This window comes from Plantactinospora endophytica (genome assembly GCF_016862915.1).
Lineage (GTDB): Bacteria > Actinomycetota > Actinomycetes > Mycobacteriales > Micromonosporaceae > Plantactinospora > Plantactinospora endophytica.
Genome location: NZ_BONW01000026.1, coordinates 1 through 15032 on the forward strand (window position 1 = coordinate 1; position 15032 = coordinate 15032).

Sequence of the window (15032 nt, forward strand, 5' to 3'; positions counted from 1 at the left end):
CGGCACCGCCCGCCACCCCTGGGCGGTGCCGGCGGGCCGCTTCCGTTCCGTGCGAAAATCGTCGATGCACCGGTAGCCGGGCCGCCGCCGGTTCGAGGCCCGGCCGGGCCCTCGGACGCAGGCGGACGTGGCGTGGCGGATGGGATGCGATGGAGCTTCGGCTACTCGGCTCGGTCGAGGTGTGGGCCGGCGGCCACCGGCTCGACGTCGGGCCGCCGCAGCGCCGGGCGACCCTGGCGGCGCTACTGGTCGACGCGGGGCGACTCGTCCCGACCGAGACCCTGATCGACCGGGTCTGGGCGGACGAGCCTCCGCAGGCCGCCCGCGAGGCGCTCTACGCCAACATCAGCCGGCTCCGGCGGCTGTTCCGGCAACCCACCGACGGTCCCGACCAGGCGCAACCGGTGGTACTGCTCCAGCGCGGCGGCGGCTACACCCTCCAGGTCGCCCCGGAACGGGTCGACCTGCTGCGGTTCCGGGACCTCGTCCGGGCCGCCCGGCAGCGTGAACCGGCCGGACGCGCCGTGTTGCTGCGCCAGGCCCTCGACCTCTGGCGGGGTCCGGCCCTGGCCGACGTACCCGGGAACTGGGCGACCCGGATGCGGCGGAGCTGGAGCCTGGAACGCCTGGACGCGGCCGTCGAGTGGGCCCGCGCCGAGCTGCGACTCGGCCGGCAGAAGCAGCTCGTCGGCGGGCTGCGGACCCTGGTCGCGGAGTATCCGCTCGCCGAGCCGCTGACGGCGGTGCTGATGCGGGCGCTGGCCGACACCGGCCGGGTGGCCGAGGCGCTGGACTGCTACGCCACCATCCGGACCGAGCTGGTCGAGCAACTCGGGGCGGAACCCGGCCGGGAACTCCGGGAGCTACACGAAGGGTTGCTCCGGGACGGCACTTCCGTCGGAACGGACGGAACAGCCGGGACGGACAGGACGGACGGAACAGCCGAGCCGGCCGGGACGGACGGAGCAGCCAAGCCGGCCGAGACGCCGGAGACGGCTCGGGTGCCGGCCGGACGGAACGACCTGTCCGGCGACATCGTGGACTTCACCGGGCGCGAGGCCGAGCTGCGGCAACTGCTCGACTTCCTGCCCGCCGAGGTCGGTGCCGGGCCGGCCGTGGTGCTCTCGGCGATCGACGGGATGGCCGGGATCGGCAAGACGGCGCTCGCCGTACACGCCGCACACCGGTTGACCTCGCGCTATCCGGACGCGCAGTTGATGGTCGACCTGCACGGGCACGCGACCGGGCGGGAGCCGGCCCGGCCGCACGCGGTACTGGAGAGCCTGCTGGGCGCGCTCGGGGTGCCGGGCAGCCAGATCCCCGACGGCCTCGACGAGCGGGCCTCGCTGTGGCGGGCCGAGCTGGCCGGCCGCCGGGCGCTGGTGGTGCTGGACAACGCCGCGAACGCCGCACAGGTACGCCCACTGCTCCCCGGCACCTCCCGCTCGCTCACCCTGATCACCAGTCGGCGCCGGTTGACCGAACTCGACGGCGCGCACGTGATCTCCCTCGACGTACTGCCGCCGGACGACGCGCTGACGCTGTTCCACCGGGTACTCGGCACCGGCCGGGCACCGGACCCGGCCGACGACGTCGCGGAGGTCGTCCGGCTCTGCGGGTACCTGCCGCTGGCGATCCGGATCGCGGCGGCGCGGCTGCGTACCCGGCCGGCCTGGACGGTCGCCCACCTCGCGGACCGGCTGGCGTCCCGGCAGCGGCGGTTGACCGAACTCACCGTCGGGGACCGGAGCGTGGCGGCGGCCTTCGCGCTGTCGTACCAGCACCTCGGCGAGGAGCAGCGGCGGACGTTCCGGTTCCTCGGCCTGGTGCCCGGGCCGGACTTCGACGACTTCGCCACGGCAGCCGTGCTGGGTACCGACCTGGAGCGGGCGGGCCGGCTGCTCGAAGAGCTGGTCGACGTACACCTGCTCCAGCAGCCGGCGCCGGGCCGCTACCGCTTCCACGACCTGCTCCGGGTGCAGGCGGAGGAACTCGTCCGGCAAACCGACCCGGAGCCGGAGACCCGGGCCGCCACCGAGCGGCTGTTCGACTACTACCTGCACACCACGGGCCGGGCCGCCGCCGGGTGGGACGCCCGGGGCACCGCCTTCCAGCTCACCCCGGCTTACCCGCCGACAGCGGCTCCCGAGCTGGAGAACCGGGAGCAGGTGGCGGCGTGGCTCGACGGCGAGTACGCCAACCTGCTCGCCGCCGTCACGCACGCCGCGCAGCACGGCCCGTACGCGCCCGCCTGGCAGCTCCCGCACCTGCTGATCTCCTTCTTCCACGCCCGGGGCCGGCTCGGCGACTGGTTGTCCACCCACCAGCTCGGGTTGCAGGCCGCCCGCCGGGCGGCGGACCGGCACGCCGAGGCGGAGACGCTGAAGAACCTCGGCGTGGCGTACTGGGTCACCATGCGGATGGACGAGGCCCTCGCGCACAACCAGGAGGCGCTGGCCCTGTTCCAGCAGGCCGGCAACCAGCGGGGCGAGGGTGACGCGCTGAACAACCTCGGCCTGGCGCACGAGCGGCTGGGCCGCTACGACGAGGCGATCGACTACTACGAACGCGCCCTCGTGCTGCGCCTGGCTATCGGCGACTGGCGCGGCGAGGGCGGCACGTTGCAGAACCTGGCCAACGTCTACGACAAGGTCGGGCGGTTGACCGACGCCCGGGACCGCTACCGGCGCAGCCTGGAGATCTTCCAACGGCACGGCGACCTGCGGGCCGAGGCGATCGTGCTGGGCAACCTCGGCATCCTGCTGGAACGCCAGGAGCAGTACGACGACGCGATCGAGGTGTACCAGCGGTCGCTGGCGCTGGCCGACGAGATCGACGACCAGTGGGTCCGGGGCAACAACCTGACAAACCTGGGCAGCCTGCACCGCAAGCAGGGCCGGTACGACGAGGCCATCGAGACGCACGCCGCCGCGCTCGCCCTGCTCCGGGAGATCGGCGACCGGGGCGCCGAGACCGAGGTGCTGAACAACCTGGCGGACGCCCATCTCGACGCCGGCCAGCACGACCGGGCCGGCGAGCGCTACCGGCAGGCGCTCGCCCTCGCCGGGGACGTCGGACACCGGCACCAGGAGGGCAACGCGCACCGGGGGCTGGGCCGGCTGCTGCGGGACGGTGATCCCGGGGCGGCCCGCCGGCACTGGGAACAGGCGCTGGAGATCTACGCCGAACTCGGCGTACCGGAGGCGGCGGAGCTGTCGGCCCTGCTCGCCCACCTGCCGGCGGAGCCGGACTGAGCCGCCCGTTGTCCGGTGGTCGTGACCGCGCGCCAAGGTTTCGCCAAGGCCGCGCACAAGGGTGCCCTGCCAGGCTCGGTCCAGCGTCGGCCCTTCGGCGACCGGCCCTCCGGTGAGGAGGACCTGTGGGGGCGGTCCCGTCGCCGGAGGGCCGAGGTGTAACGGGGGATTTCGGCTTTCGGGGACTGTTTCGCACCCGCAGCTCCGGAAGCCGTCCGCCGCGCCCAGGGGAGGTGCGGGAAGATGTTCCCGCCCGCCAGCCGGGGAGGGCTGGACGGGCGGGAACCCCGTCGGGTACCCCGGTCAGCAGCCGATCCGGCTCGCGCCGAGCGCGACGTCGTCGAACCAGAGGGTGTCGGCGCCCTCGCCGTAGCTCTCCCAGCCCAGCCGCAGGTCGGTGAGGTTCGGCCGCCAGTTCGCCCGGTTGTACCACTGCCCGTCGACGTCGTGCGTCGGCGTACCGTCGGCGGTCAGCCCGGTCACCGCGGTTCCGTTGACCCAGGTGGAGAGCCGGCCCTGTGCGCCGTCCACCATGAACTCCAGGCAGCTCCACTGGTTGACCGGCAGCGGCAGGCTGAGCGCGACGCCGTTCGGGCTCTGCTCCGGCAGGGTGGCGTCGTCCGAGGCCCGGTTCCATTGCAGGGCGCCGTTCTGCCCGCCCATCCGCAGGTCACGGTTGCCGTCGGCGGCGTCCCGCATGGCCAGGAAGGTCACGTGCGAGGTCGGTAGCGCGGTGGTGTGCCGTACCCAGAGCCGGGCGTACCGCACCGCGCCGATGCTGCCGAGGTTGCGGGTCGAGCCGACGAAGACGTGGTTGCAGTAGCCGACGGCGCCGTTGACGCGTACCGACCGGGTGCCCTGGTGTGCGACCGAGGTGTCGATGCTGGCGGTACCGCTGCCGGAGCAGTCCGGATAGCTGACCGCCCAGTCGCCGGAGGGGGTCGTACCGGTCTGGTTCTCGAAGCCGTCGCAGAGCACCGCCGTACCGCAGCCGCTCGGCGGCGGGGTGGTCGGCGGCACGGTCGGCGGCGGTGTGACCGTCGGTGGGACGCTGGTGGGTGGCGTGGTCGGCGGCCTGGTCGTCGGTGGGGCAGTCGTCGGCGGGGTGGTCGGTTCGGCGCCGTTGCACGGCTCGCCGTTGAGCGTGAACCCGGTCGGTGCCGCCGAACTCGCGGCGTAGCTGCCCTGGACGCCGAACTCGGTCGAGCCGCCGGCCGGCAGCGACCCGTTCCAGGCCACGTTCCGGGCGGTGACGGTCGCGCCGGACTGGGTGACCTGGGCGTTCCAGGCGTTGGTGATCCGCTGGTCGCCACCGTAGGTCCAGGTGACGGTCCAGCCGTTGACCGCCGTGGTCCCGGCGGTCACCCGGATCGCGGCGGTGAAGCCGCCGGTCCACTGGTTGGCCCGGTAGTCGACCAGGCAGCCGGCGGCGGCCTGCGCGGACGGGACCAGGGTGGTGCCGACCACGGCGACGCTGCTGGCGGCGATCGCGGTCACCGTGGCCAGGGCCAGGGAGACGCGACGGTACGGTGCGGAGATCCGCATGGGAGTTCCTTTCGGACGACCGCCGGCCCCGTCGCCGTCCCTGGCGCGTGCCGGCAGTGCGGTTACGACGACGAGCGACCGGTACGCGTCCCGCGTACCGCGCTCGTTGGGCTCCCGTGACCAGCTCCCATGATCACTGCGCCACCACCCACGTTCCGGCCAGCCCGTAACCGGTCGTCCCGAGTGGTGGCGCCGACCAAGCTTAGAGACAACCATCGATGCGAGCAACCGATGCCCCTCGTCGTCGGACCCAGCCCGCTGCCGGCCACCCCGGTCACTCGGTCACCTCGGTGGCCGACAATGGCGGGGTGACGATCGCCCGCTCGCTGCTGCTGTTCCTGCTCGCCGCCGTCGCCGAGATCGGCGGAGCCTGGCTGGTCTGGCAGGGCGTACGCGAGAACCGGGGGCTGCTCTTCGTCGCCGCCGGCATGCTGGCGCTGGCCGGGTACGGCTTCGTCGCCGCCTTCCAGCCCGATCCGCACTTCGGTCGGGTGCTCGCCGCGTACGGGGGCATCTTCGTCGCCGGCTCGCTCGGCTGGGCGGTACTGGTGGACCGGTTCCGCCCGGACCGCTACGACCTGGCCGGCGCCGCCGTCTGCCTGCTCGGCGTAGCCATCATCATGTACGCCCCCCGCCCCTGACCCGCACACCCCCGGGCAGCTTCATGATCCGGAAGAGTTCGGCCGACTCCAGCAGGCCGAACTCTCCGCGACAACGCCAGGCGTAGTACGTCGAGTTGCGTAGCCGGCCCGTCCACACCGGCACGACGTCGCGGCGGCGTTCCGCCGGCAGCATGGCCGCCATGAAGCTTTCTCCGCCGTGGCGAAAAGCCCTCCTCACCCTGCACGTGGTCACCGCCGTCGGCTGGTTGGGGGTCGACGTGGTGCTGCTGACCCTCGGCGTGGCCGGGGCGCGGGGCGCCGATCCCGACCTGGTCTACCCGGTGACCGCGCTGGTCGGACAGGCCCTCTTCGTACCACTGAGCGTGCTCGCCTGGCTGGTCGGCGTGGCCAGCGCGCTGCTCACCCCGTGGGGCCTGCTCCGACACCGGTGGGTACTGGTCAAGCTGGTGATCACCACGGTGATGCTCGGCGCGGTGGTCTTCGCCCTGCTGCCGAACCTCCAGGCCGCCGAACTCGGCGCGGCGACCCCGCCGGGTGCCCGCCAGGGCCTGCTGGCAGCCCCGATCGTCTCCAGCACCCTGTTGCTGGTCGCCACCGTGCTTTCCACCTACAAGCCGTGGGGACGGATCGGCCGGGCATCGCGTCCCGTCCGGTCGGCGGGGGCGCGAGTGGCATGAATAGCGACTAACAGGGTATCTAACGGGCATGAGCGGACATGTCATGGTCTTTTCCCCCGATCCGCAGTTGACGGTCACCGTCGACCAACCGGCCGACGAGACCGAGATCCATCTGCACCCCGGGGGCCAGGGAGTGTGGCAGGCCCGCATGATCAAGTGTCTGGGCGTACCGGTGGTGCTCTGCGCGGGGCTCGGCGGCGAGATCGGGCAGGTACTCGAACCGCTGCTGGCCAGCGAGGGAGTCGACCTCCGGGTGATCCACCGGGAGTCCAGCAGCGGCGGCTACGTGCACGACCGGCGGGACGGCAGCCGGCAGGAGATCGCCTCGGTGCTGGGTCATCCGCTCGCCCGGCACGAACTCGACGAGCTGTACAACCTCGCGCTGAGCGAGGGGCTGAGCGCCGAGGTGAGCATCCTCAGCGGCCCGGCCCACCCCGGTATGGTCGCGCCGGACATCTACCGCCGGCTCGCCGCCGACCTCGGCCACAACGGCAGCCGGGTGGTCGCCGACCTCTCCGGCGCGCACCTGGCGGCCGTACTGGAGAGCGGGATCTCGGTACTCAAGGTCAGCCACGAGGAGTTGCTCCGGGACGGCCTGGCCGCCGACGACAGCGAGGCGGAGCTGATCCGGATCATCCACGCGCTGCACGCCCAGGGCGCCGAGTCGGTGGTGGTCAGCCGGGCCGAGCAGCCGGCCCTGGTGCTGATCGACGGCGAGGTGGCCCAGCTCGACATGCCCCGGTTGGAGGCGGCGGACCCGCGCGGTGCCGGCGACTCGATGACCGCCGGGGTGGCGGCGATCCTGGCCCAGGGCGGCGACCTCCGGCTCGCGGTCCGGACCGGTGCGGCGGCCGGCGCGCTGAACGTCACCCGGCACGGTCTCGGCACCGGCCGGCCGGACGCGATCGCCGGGCTGGTCGACCGGGTACGACTGGCGCCGATCCAGGTGGACCGGCAGGATCGGTTGACCCCCGACGAACTGGCCCACCGGACGACCACGTCATGACGATCCGAGTACTGATCACCAACGACGACGGCATCGCCGCCCCCGGGCTGCGCTGGCTGGCGCGTACGGCGGCGGAGCGGGGACTGGACGTGGTGGTGGCCGCCCCGAGCGAGGAGGCCAGCGGCGCGAGCGCGGCGATGAGCGCGGTCGAGCGGGACGGCCGGGTGGTCGTCGAGGAGCACCCGATCGAGGACCTGCCCGGCGTACGGGCGTACGGGGTCGCCGGCTCGCCGGCACTGATCACGCTGATCGCCCTGCACGGTGCGTTCGGGCCGGCGCCGTCGGTGGTGCTCTCCGGGGTGAACCGGGGCGCGAACGCCGGCCGGGCGGTGCTGCACTCCGGCACGGTCGGCGCGGCGTTCACTGCCGCCGCGAACGGCTGCCACGGGCTCGCGGTCTCGCTGGACGTACTCTCCGTGCACGAGGCGAGCGCCGCCAGCGGCGGTGCGGCGGTGGCCGTACCGCGACGGGACCGGGACGAGCGGCGGTACTGGGCGACCGCCGCCCGGGTGGCGCTGGACCTGCTGCCCCGGCTGACCGCCGCACCCGTACACAGCGTGCTGAACGTGAACGCCCCCGACCTGCCGTACGAGCGCCTGCGCGGAGTACGCCGGGGCAGCCTGGCCGGGTTCGGGCAGGTGCAGATGACGGTCGCGGAGGCCGGCAAGGGCTTCGTGCGTACCGCTCTGGAGGAGTCCGGTCAGGATGTCGAGCCGGGTACCGACGTGGCCTGGCTGGCCGAGGGTTACGCCTCGGTGACGGCGATCCGGGCGGTCACCGAGGCGTCCGACGTGGATCTGTCCGGACTGGACGATCCAGAGTGAGGGATGAGAGTTCCAGGTCCACGATCACCGGCCGTGGGCCGGGTCGTGATCAGACCCCGGGGACTTTGACCTCGTCGGCCGCTGCCCCGGCGCCCGCGAAGTAGGGCTCCGGCGCCCCGAAGAGGCCGAGCAGCCCGGTGACCCAGAGCTGCCGGTGGACGAACCGGCTCGGTTCGGTGACCACCAGCTTGACGTCGCTGACCTCCGCGGTCTGGAAGCCGGCGACCATGGCGCTGATGCCGACGGAGTCGATGAAGCTGACCAGTCGCATGTTGAGCTCGATCCTGGACGGTCGCCCCTTGGTCAGAACTCCGGCGATCGCCTCACGAACCTCGTACGCCGTATCGACGTCGATTTCTCCCCGAGGGGCGATCTCCACAACTCCACCAGGCAGGACCGACTTGACGATCGACAGGCTCACGCGAGCACCTCCACTCGCCCATGTCCGGGCGCCTAATCAGTACGCGGGCCGCGACCGAGAGTATTCCTCTCACGGCCCCGATCGCCACCCTTCCGGACGGGCAATCTATTCAACGAGCCGACAAACCTACCCGGTAACGGGGCAAACTGCGCTAAATTTTCCTGCGCCCGTCAGCTCTCACATCCTCGCCATACCCCCTCAGCGTAGCCGTCACCTGGGCCGCGCCGGGCCACCGGTGCACTGTGTCGTCCCTCGCCCACCGGGGCGGAAGTGCACAGTCGGGCGGGTGTGACGTCGAGCACCTAGCATGAGGTGATCCGTCCGTCGCGCAGGACGGGCGGCCTGGGCGCGGGAAGGGACACCTCATGCTGAGGAAGTTGATCGGACTGGCCGGGGTCGGCGCACTGCTGGCTCTGGTACTCGCCTGCGGGTTCGGCGGCGGGGGCGATGACGACGACGGTGACGACGACGATTTCGCCCACCGTGCACCCGTCGTCCTGCTCCACTGACCACCTGTGGCCTGCACCGACCACCTGCGGCGTACCGCCGGCCGGCCACTTGGGGCGTACCGACGGCGGACGTCTTCCGGTTCCGGCAGACTTCGAGACGTGATCCCGGGTTTGCCAGGAAACATGCCTGGGCACCTCCCGTGTAGCAACCCGTAACCGCGCCGAACAGACGCCTCTGTCCGAAGTGGCCGCTTCGTTCGGCAACCGAGGAGGTAGCACGATGCTCGGAACAAACCTGCTGAAACACCAGAGCAAGCCCGAGCGGGTCGCCGACCAGGCGTGGGAATACCTGACCAGCACGGTCAACTCGGCCGGCGACTCGGTGAAGCACGCCGCACGCGACACCGCCCGCTCGGCGCGGCGGACCGGCTCCCACCTCACCAGCCACGCCGGTGACCGGATGAGCGCCGTGACCGACGAGGCCCGGGTCCGGGCCAGCCTGGCTTACGACGCCCTCGCCGGCCGCCGGCCGGGGCTGCCCTGGGCCTGGCTGGTCGGGGCGGGGCTGGTCGGCGCCGCACTGGCCTGGGCGGCCACCACCGCGTCCCGGGCCGCGCTGGCCCGGGCCGAGCGGGAGCTGCCCGCCAGCGACCGGATGGAGTTCGTGGACGTCGACCGGGCCAACTCACCGGTCCGGCTCGACACCACCTGATCCCCGCGGACCCGCCCGGCCGGTCGGGCGGGTAGGCGGAAGCCGGAGCCCGGCGCGGCATGCCGCGCCGGGCTCCTTTTCGTGCGAGCCCCTTTCGTGCGAGCCCCTTTCGTGCGAGCGCCTTTCGTGCGAGCGCCTTTCGTGCGAGCCCCCGCTCCCGGGTCAGCCTCGGGCGCAGATCACCGGGGCCGGTACGGCGTTCGCGCCGGTCCAGCTACCGAGGAAGCCGAACGTGGTGGAGGCGTTGGGAGCCAGGTTGCCGTTGTACGACACGTTCCGCACCGAGACCGACGAGCCGCTCTGGGTGTGCGTACCGCCCCAGATCTGACTGATCGTCTGCCCGTTCGCGTAGGTCCAGCCCACCGTCCAGCCGGTCATCGCCGACGTGCCGGTGTTCTGCACGGTCACCTCGGCCTGGAAGCCGCCCTGCCACGAGCCGGTGACCCGGTAGGAGGCCGTACAGGCCCCGCTCGGCGGCGGCGTGGTGGTCGGGTTGGTCGTCGGCGGGCGGGTGGTGGGCGTGGCCGTCGGCGGCCGGGTGGTCGGGGTGGCCGTCGGCGGGCGGGTGGTCGGAGTCGCGGTCGGTCCGCCGAGCCGGTCGGCGACCAGGATGCCCCGGCCGTTGGTGCCGAGGTAGACCCGGCCGTAGACCCTCGGGTCGCCGGTCAGCGCCTCGCCCATGTTGCCGTACTGGTGCTGGTCGTCGTTGATCCGGACCCAGCCGCCACCGGCGTTGTCCGACCGGTACACCCCGCGTACGCCGTCGACGGTGGCGACCGCGAAGACCGCCGGGTACGTCTGTCCGGGCGCCGCCCGGCCGAAGCCGACGTTTACCGCGCTGGTCACGTTCGACAGTTTCGTGAAACTGGTTCCGGAATTGGTGGACCGGAAGATCCCGGTGTCGCCGGCCAGCCAGATGTCACCCTCGGCCCCGGCCAGCGCCTTGAACTTCGCCCCGGTGCTCGGCAGCCCGGTGGCGGCGGTGGCGGTGAAGCTCTGCCCGCCATTGGTGCTGAGGTAAAACCGGCCGGCCGAGTAGCCGTAGAACGTGTTCGGGTTCACCCGGTCGGCCTCGACGGTGGCGTTCGCCGGGATGCCGCTGGACTGGCTCCACGAGTTGCCGTACCCGACGGAGTAGACCACCTGCTGGCCCGAGTCGCCGGGCGCCCAGACGAAGCGGCTGCCGTTGGCGGCAGCCGCGACGGTACCGCCGCTGTTGATCCCGCCCGGCTCCTGGCCCTGGAACCAGTTCGCCCCGCCGTCGGTGGAGAACGCGACGTGGCTGTCGTTCGGGCGGTCGGCGTCGGCGAAGTTGCCGGACCGGACCATGATGCTCGGATTCGACTCGGCAAAGTCCAGGCTGGTGGTACTGGTGAAGTACGGCTGCTGGAACATCATCGGCGGTACCGCGTCCAGGTTGGTGTGCCGGAAGCCGCCGATGTCGCCGAGCCCGCTGACCAGCGGCGCCCCGGACGGCGGGCTGACCAGGTCGAGTACGGCGGTCTCCTCCAGCCCCCGGACCATCGGCCGGATGGTGACCGTGCCGCCGCTGTCCCAGTTGCGCAGGTTGGTGGTGCCGTAGATGGTGGCGCCGGTGCCGTACATCAGCCGGTTGCCGTCGAACGGGTCGATCTCGACGGACTCGTTCATCCAGCCGAGCTTCGGGGTCTCCTCCGGCGGGGCCGGGTTCGCACCAAGGGTCAGCCACGGTACCGAGCTGACGTCCATGGTGTAGCGCTTGGACCGGTTCGGGTAGGACGTGAAGTCCCAGATCCGGGTCCACGTCGCGCCGCCGTCGGTGCTGCGAAAGAAGATCGCGTCCGGCCACCAGGAGATCTGCGTGGCCACCATGATCGTGTTCGGGTTCTGCCGGTCGATGGTCAACCCGCTGTACCCGTAGTACGCGTCCGCACTGCTCGACGGGACCGGGCTGATCTGCGTCCAGGCGCCCGTCGACCGGTTGAACTTCCAGACGTCGCCCTTGCCACCGTCGTACGGGCCGCCGGTGTCGCTGGTGGCGATGTAGAGGAACCCGCCGACCGGGTCGACGACGCCCTTGTGCGCCAGGTAGCCGGTCGGCTGTCCGGCGATCCGCTCCCAGCTCGTACCGCCGTTCGTGCTCCGGTAGACCGGGTTGGACTTGTCCGCGACCCCGACGTAGATGGTCTGGGTGGTGTTGCCGGCGGTGCCGGTGCTCCTGTCGAAGCTGACCCAGGTGACGCCCTGGTTGCCGTTGAGGTAGTTGTTCGGGTCGTTCGGGTCCTGGGCGTAGTTGCCAACGTTCGGGAAGTTGCTCACCTTCGCCCAGGTGGCGCCGTAGTCGGTGCTGCGCCACAGCCCGTTGCCGCCCTCGGCGCCGTAGTAGACGACGCTGTTCCGGTTCGGGTCGACGGCCAACCGCTCCCCCTGGCCCCGGCCCGGCATGTTCCCGCCCACCTTGAACGGCAACTGGTACGCCTGCCAGGTGTTGCCCTTGTCGGTCGAGCGCAGGATCGCGCCGTTGTTCGGGTCCCAGTCGTTGGTGTACATCCCGACGGCCGCGTAGACCCGGTTGGTCTGCACCGGGTCGGTGGCGATGCTCAGCACGCCGTTCCAGCCCCACCGGTCCCAGCCGACCCAGTCCAGCAGCGGAGTCCAGCTCTGGCTGGACTGCTCCCAGCGGTAGGCGCCGCCGATGTCGGTGCGGGCGTAGATCAGGTTCCGCTCGGTCGGGTTGAAGACGATCCCGGGGACGAAGCCGCCGCCGTCGATCCGGACGTTCTTCCACGAGTACGGCTCGGCCGCCGCAGCCGAGGCCGGTGTCGCGGACGGGCTGACGGCGACCTGGGCCACCACGGCCACCGCGCCGGCGGCCAGTGCGGCCGCGAGCGAACTGGCGAGACTTCTACGCATGTACGGCTCCCTGTGTCGAAGAGCTTGCGCGGGCCGGCGCCGCCAGGAATGGCACGCCGGGAACGGGCGAACCGTCGGCGCGGCGAGCGTGCGGAGGGTGGACAGCCGGTCGCGCGCACGTGGACGGCGGGACTTCCGAGCGGGGAGCTGCCCGTGCTCCCGTGGCGCGTCGTCCTGGCTCCCGGAACGGCGTCGTGCCGACGTTCACACACGCCTGTACACGCTGTCAATAGTTGGAGTACCAAACTAATCAGCCGACGGGCGGACCCGCCCCTCCACAGGAGACGTACGCAAGCCGGCGCCGCCGCCGGGTCAGCCGAGCCGGTACACCACCGAGCCGGCGACCTCCTCGCGGACCACGCCCAACCCGTCGACCGGCCGACTCAACACGTCCTGCCACGGCGTCCCCGGCAGATACTCCGGCAGCACCACCACGGTACGCACACCGAGTCGGCGCAGGTGGTCGACGCTGAACTGGTCGGGGAAGTTCGCCGTCACGCCGAGGGTCTGCGCCTGCGACTCCGGGGTGAAGGCGGCCAGCCCGTTCACGATCTTCGGGAAGCCGTCGGTTGACCAGAGCATGATGCTGAACTCCAGCGTGCCGTTGCTCGGCAGTACCAGCAGCGGACCCTCGGCGTCGCGCAGCGCGACGGGCTGCGGCAGCACCGGGGCGTGCGGTGTGGTGTTGACCCCCTCCAGGACGATCAGCGCCAGCGGGACCAGCGCGATCAGCCGTACCACCAGCCGCCGGAACCTGGCCGTCCGCCCGCCGGACACCCGCCGCTCCGCCTCCTCGGCCCCCGGCGGCGGCTGGTACGCGGCGGTCCGCAGCACCGGCATCCCGGGCCGCTCCCCCACCCCGGCCGGAGCCTGTGCGCCCTGCTCGCTCTCCACCCTCGCCGTCGCCGTCGGTGTCGGCGCCAACGTCGGTGCCGTCGTCGCCGTCAACGTCGGCGTCTGCTCGGCCGGCACGTCGGCGGCCGATGAAGCAGCGCCGCCGGACTGAGCAGCGCCGCCGGACGACGCGGTGTCGCCGGACGGAACTGTGGGCGGAGCGGCGTCGGACGGCTCGGTGAGTGGCCGGGAAGGATCGCCGGCCGGGCCGGTGCGGTCGTCGGAGGGGCGAGCGCGATCGTCGGACGGCTCGCCGACCGGAAACCGGGTCAGCGCGGTGAGCGCACCGGCGGCCAGGATGCCGAGCAGCAGGGTGGTCCAGAGCACCAGCCGCCCCGAGGTACGGATCGCGTCGAAGCCGGGCGCGTGCAGCACGAGGGTGGCGTACCCCGGGTTGCCGTCGCCGCCGAGCGTGGTGCCGCTGGCCAGCCCGACGCTGACCAGTACGCCGGCCGCCAGCAGTACCCGGTGCCGCAGTCGCCACACCGAGAAGAACAGCCCGGCGAAGGCCAGCCCGATCAGCACCACCCCGGGCAGCAGGGTCATCTCCCCGGCGAAACTGAGACTTCCCCGGGCGGTGGCGTGCCGCTCGCCCCAGAGCCAGTTCTCCGGCGGCGCGGTCAGGAAGCCCCGCCACGGCGGCGAGAACATCTGCACGTGCGCCAGCGTCCGACGGCCGGCCGGATGCCGGGCCACCACCTCCAGGTACGGCAGCGCCATGAAGATGCCGACTGCGGCGAAGGCCACCCCGCCGGCCAGGTCGGCCAGGAGCAGCCGGCGCCCGAACGGCGGCCGGGACCGGCGCCGCCACCAGGACCAGCCGAACCCGACACCGGCGGCCAGGCAGACCAGCGCCAGCACGTAGACGAACGGCAGCCCGATGCCGAAGCCCAGCGTCACCTGCCAGGCCGCCACCAGCCAGCCGGCGAACGCCCAGCCCGGGCGGGCCCGGTCCGGGCGGTAACCGTGCCGCAGCGACCAGCCGTGTCCCCGGGCCAGCATCGCCAGGGCCAGGGCGATGCCGCCGATGGAGAGCACGTGCAGGTGCCCGGCCTGGGCCAGCTTCCAGGGGGCGTACCCGAACGCCACTCCGGCCGCCGCAGCGCCGATCCGCCCGCCACCGAGTTGCCGGACCAGGGCGTACGCCCCGACGAAGGCGAGCGCGTGCACCAGAACGTAGAGGATGTTGTACCGGACCACGCCGGCCACCGGACCCTCGCCGATCATGCCCGCCGGGGCGTACCCGAGCAGGGTGTCGGAGTAGGCGTAGGTGTACGGCTCGGGATAGAAGGTGTTGGAGTGCCACAACTGGGTCGGGTCGTGCAGCACCGCGTGCCCGCCCCAGGCGATCTGCCACGCCTGGAGGGTCGGGTCGCCGATGTCCTGCGGGATCGTGCTGGTGATGTCGCGCAGGGTCGGCCAGGTCAGCACGACCGCCAGCAGCAGCCCGCCGAGCACGGCCAGGGTCCACTCGTGCCGGACCAGACGTACCAGCAGCGGGGTCCGGCCCGGGTGACCCGGACCGGACGGCGCGGCGCCGCCGCCCACCGCCCCCGTCCGCTCGTCGGGGCCGTCACCGGGCCGCTCGTCCGGCTCGGCCGGCGCCGTCTGCCGCTCGATCGTCATCTGCCAAATCCTTCCGGCCCGGGCCCTGTCCTCCGCACCACACCGGCGGCCTCCCACGGCACGCCGGCATTGATGGTCCCTGATGTCCACCGGGGCTGTCACGCCCCTG

Annotated in this window: 11 protein-coding genes and 1 pseudogene; 7 read left to right on the top strand and 5 right to left on the bottom strand. The window is 72.4% G+C overall.

Translation table 11 applies throughout. From position 1 onward, the window contains the following. Positions 1-149: 149 nt before the first annotated feature. A complete protein-coding gene (locus Pen02_RS25970) occupies positions 150-3254 on the top strand; it encodes an AfsR/SARP family transcriptional regulator (protein ID WP_203868721.1) in 3105 nt (1034 codons plus the stop codon). 303 nt (positions 3255-3557) lie between these two features. On the opposite strand, the gene Pen02_RS25975 is transcribed toward Pen02_RS25970, so the two are convergent. Further along, positions 3558-4799, bottom strand: coding sequence for a cellulose-binding domain-containing protein (locus Pen02_RS25975; RefSeq protein ID WP_203868722.1), 1242 nt, complete (start codon positions 4797-4799; stop codon positions 3558-3560). Between the two features lie 308 nt (positions 4800-5107). On the opposite strand from Pen02_RS25975, the gene Pen02_RS25980 reads away from it, so the two are divergent. Beyond that, positions 5108-5440 carry a YnfA family protein gene (locus Pen02_RS25980; protein ID WP_203868723.1) on the top strand — a complete coding sequence of 111 codons (333 nt, stop codon included), beginning with the start codon at positions 5108-5110 and terminating at the stop codon, positions 5438-5440. Here Pen02_RS25980 and Pen02_RS25985 read toward each other — a convergent pair. Then, positions 5418-5603, bottom strand: coding sequence for a hypothetical protein (locus Pen02_RS25985; protein WP_203868724.1), 186 nt, complete (start codon positions 5601-5603; stop codon positions 5418-5420). The two genes, Pen02_RS25980 and Pen02_RS25985, sit on opposite strands and share 23 nt — an antisense overlap. Between Pen02_RS25985 and Pen02_RS25990 the strand changes: the two genes are divergently transcribed. The 3 genes from Pen02_RS25990 to surE are packed head-to-tail and all read left to right on the top strand — an operon-like array spanning position 5602 to position 7929. Beyond that, complete coding sequence (locus tag Pen02_RS25990; RefSeq protein WP_203868725.1) at positions 5602-6099, top strand: hypothetical protein; 498 nt, start codon at positions 5602-5604, stop codon at positions 6097-6099. The two genes, Pen02_RS25985 and Pen02_RS25990, sit on opposite strands and share 2 nt — an antisense overlap. A 28-nt stretch (positions 6100-6127) precedes the next feature. Next, positions 6128-7105 (top strand): 1-phosphofructokinase family hexose kinase, encoded by a 978-nt coding sequence (locus Pen02_RS25995; RefSeq protein WP_239141306.1) that lies wholly within the window; start codon positions 6128-6130, stop codon positions 7103-7105. Further along, positions 7102-7929: a 5'/3'-nucleotidase SurE gene (surE, locus tag Pen02_RS26000; RefSeq protein ID WP_203868726.1), complete on the top strand. Its 828-nt coding sequence runs from the start codon at positions 7102-7104 to the stop codon at positions 7927-7929. The genes Pen02_RS25995 and surE overlap by 4 nt, the downstream gene beginning before the upstream one ends. A 49-nt stretch (positions 7930-7978) precedes the next feature. Here the strand turns inward: surE and Pen02_RS26005 are convergent, their stop codons facing one another. After that, the gene (locus Pen02_RS26005; RefSeq protein ID WP_203868727.1) at positions 7979-8350 is read right to left on the bottom strand and encodes an STAS domain-containing protein; all 372 of its coding nucleotides are present in this window, start codon (positions 8348-8350) and stop codon (positions 7979-7981) included. Positions 8351-8715: 365 nt separating this feature from the next. On the opposite strand from Pen02_RS26005, the gene Pen02_RS26010 reads away from it, so the two are divergent. Together Pen02_RS26010 and Pen02_RS26015 are read left to right on the top strand one after the other, a co-directional pair. Beyond that, positions 8716-8859, top strand: coding sequence for a hypothetical protein (locus Pen02_RS26010; protein WP_203868728.1), 144 nt, complete (start codon positions 8716-8718; stop codon positions 8857-8859). A 220-nt stretch (positions 8860-9079) separates the two neighbouring features. After that, a complete protein-coding gene (locus Pen02_RS26015; protein ID WP_203868729.1) occupies positions 9080-9511 on the top strand; it encodes a hypothetical protein in 432 nt (143 codons plus the stop codon). Between the two features lie 162 nt (positions 9512-9673). Here the strand turns inward: Pen02_RS26015 and Pen02_RS26020 are convergent, their stop codons facing one another. Continuing rightward, a complete protein-coding gene (locus Pen02_RS26020; RefSeq protein ID WP_203868730.1) occupies positions 9674-12403 on the bottom strand; it encodes a cellulose-binding domain-containing protein in 2730 nt (909 codons plus the stop codon). A gap of 1158 nt (positions 12404-13561) precedes the next feature. Then, a pseudogene (locus Pen02_RS43045) lies at positions 13562-14923 on the bottom strand (hypothetical protein); the annotation flags it as partial. Positions 14924-15032: the final 109 nt, after the last annotated feature.

What these genes read in the sequence shown, in the direction of transcription:
- Pen02_RS25970 (WP_203868721.1), top strand. Translation starts at nt 150, where the DNA reads ATGGAGCTTCGGCTACTCGGCTCGGTCGAGGTGTGGGCCGGCGGCCAC.
- Pen02_RS25975 (WP_203868722.1), bottom strand. Translation starts at nt 4,799, where the DNA reads ATGCGGATCTCCGCACCGTACCGTCGCGTCTCCCTGGCCCTGGCCACG.
- Pen02_RS25990 (WP_203868725.1), top strand. Translation starts at nt 5,602, where the DNA reads ATGAAGCTTTCTCCGCCGTGGCGAAAAGCCCTCCTCACCCTGCACGTG.
- Pen02_RS25985 (WP_203868724.1), bottom strand. Translation starts at nt 5,603, where the DNA reads ATGGCGGCCATGCTGCCGGCGGAACGCCGCCGCGACGTCGTGCCGGTG.
- Pen02_RS25995 (WP_239141306.1), top strand. Translation starts at nt 6,128, where the DNA reads ATGAGCGGACATGTCATGGTCTTTTCCCCCGATCCGCAGTTGACGGTC.
- surE (WP_203868726.1), top strand. Translation starts at nt 7,102, where the DNA reads ATGACGATCCGAGTACTGATCACCAACGACGACGGCATCGCCGCCCCC.
- Pen02_RS26010 (WP_203868728.1), top strand. Translation starts at nt 8,716, where the DNA reads ATGCTGAGGAAGTTGATCGGACTGGCCGGGGTCGGCGCACTGCTGGCT.
- Pen02_RS26015 (WP_203868729.1), top strand. Translation starts at nt 9,080, where the DNA reads ATGCTCGGAACAAACCTGCTGAAACACCAGAGCAAGCCCGAGCGGGTC.
- Pen02_RS26020 (WP_203868730.1), bottom strand. Translation starts at nt 12,403, where the DNA reads ATGCGTAGAAGTCTCGCCAGTTCGCTCGCGGCCGCACTGGCCGCCGGC.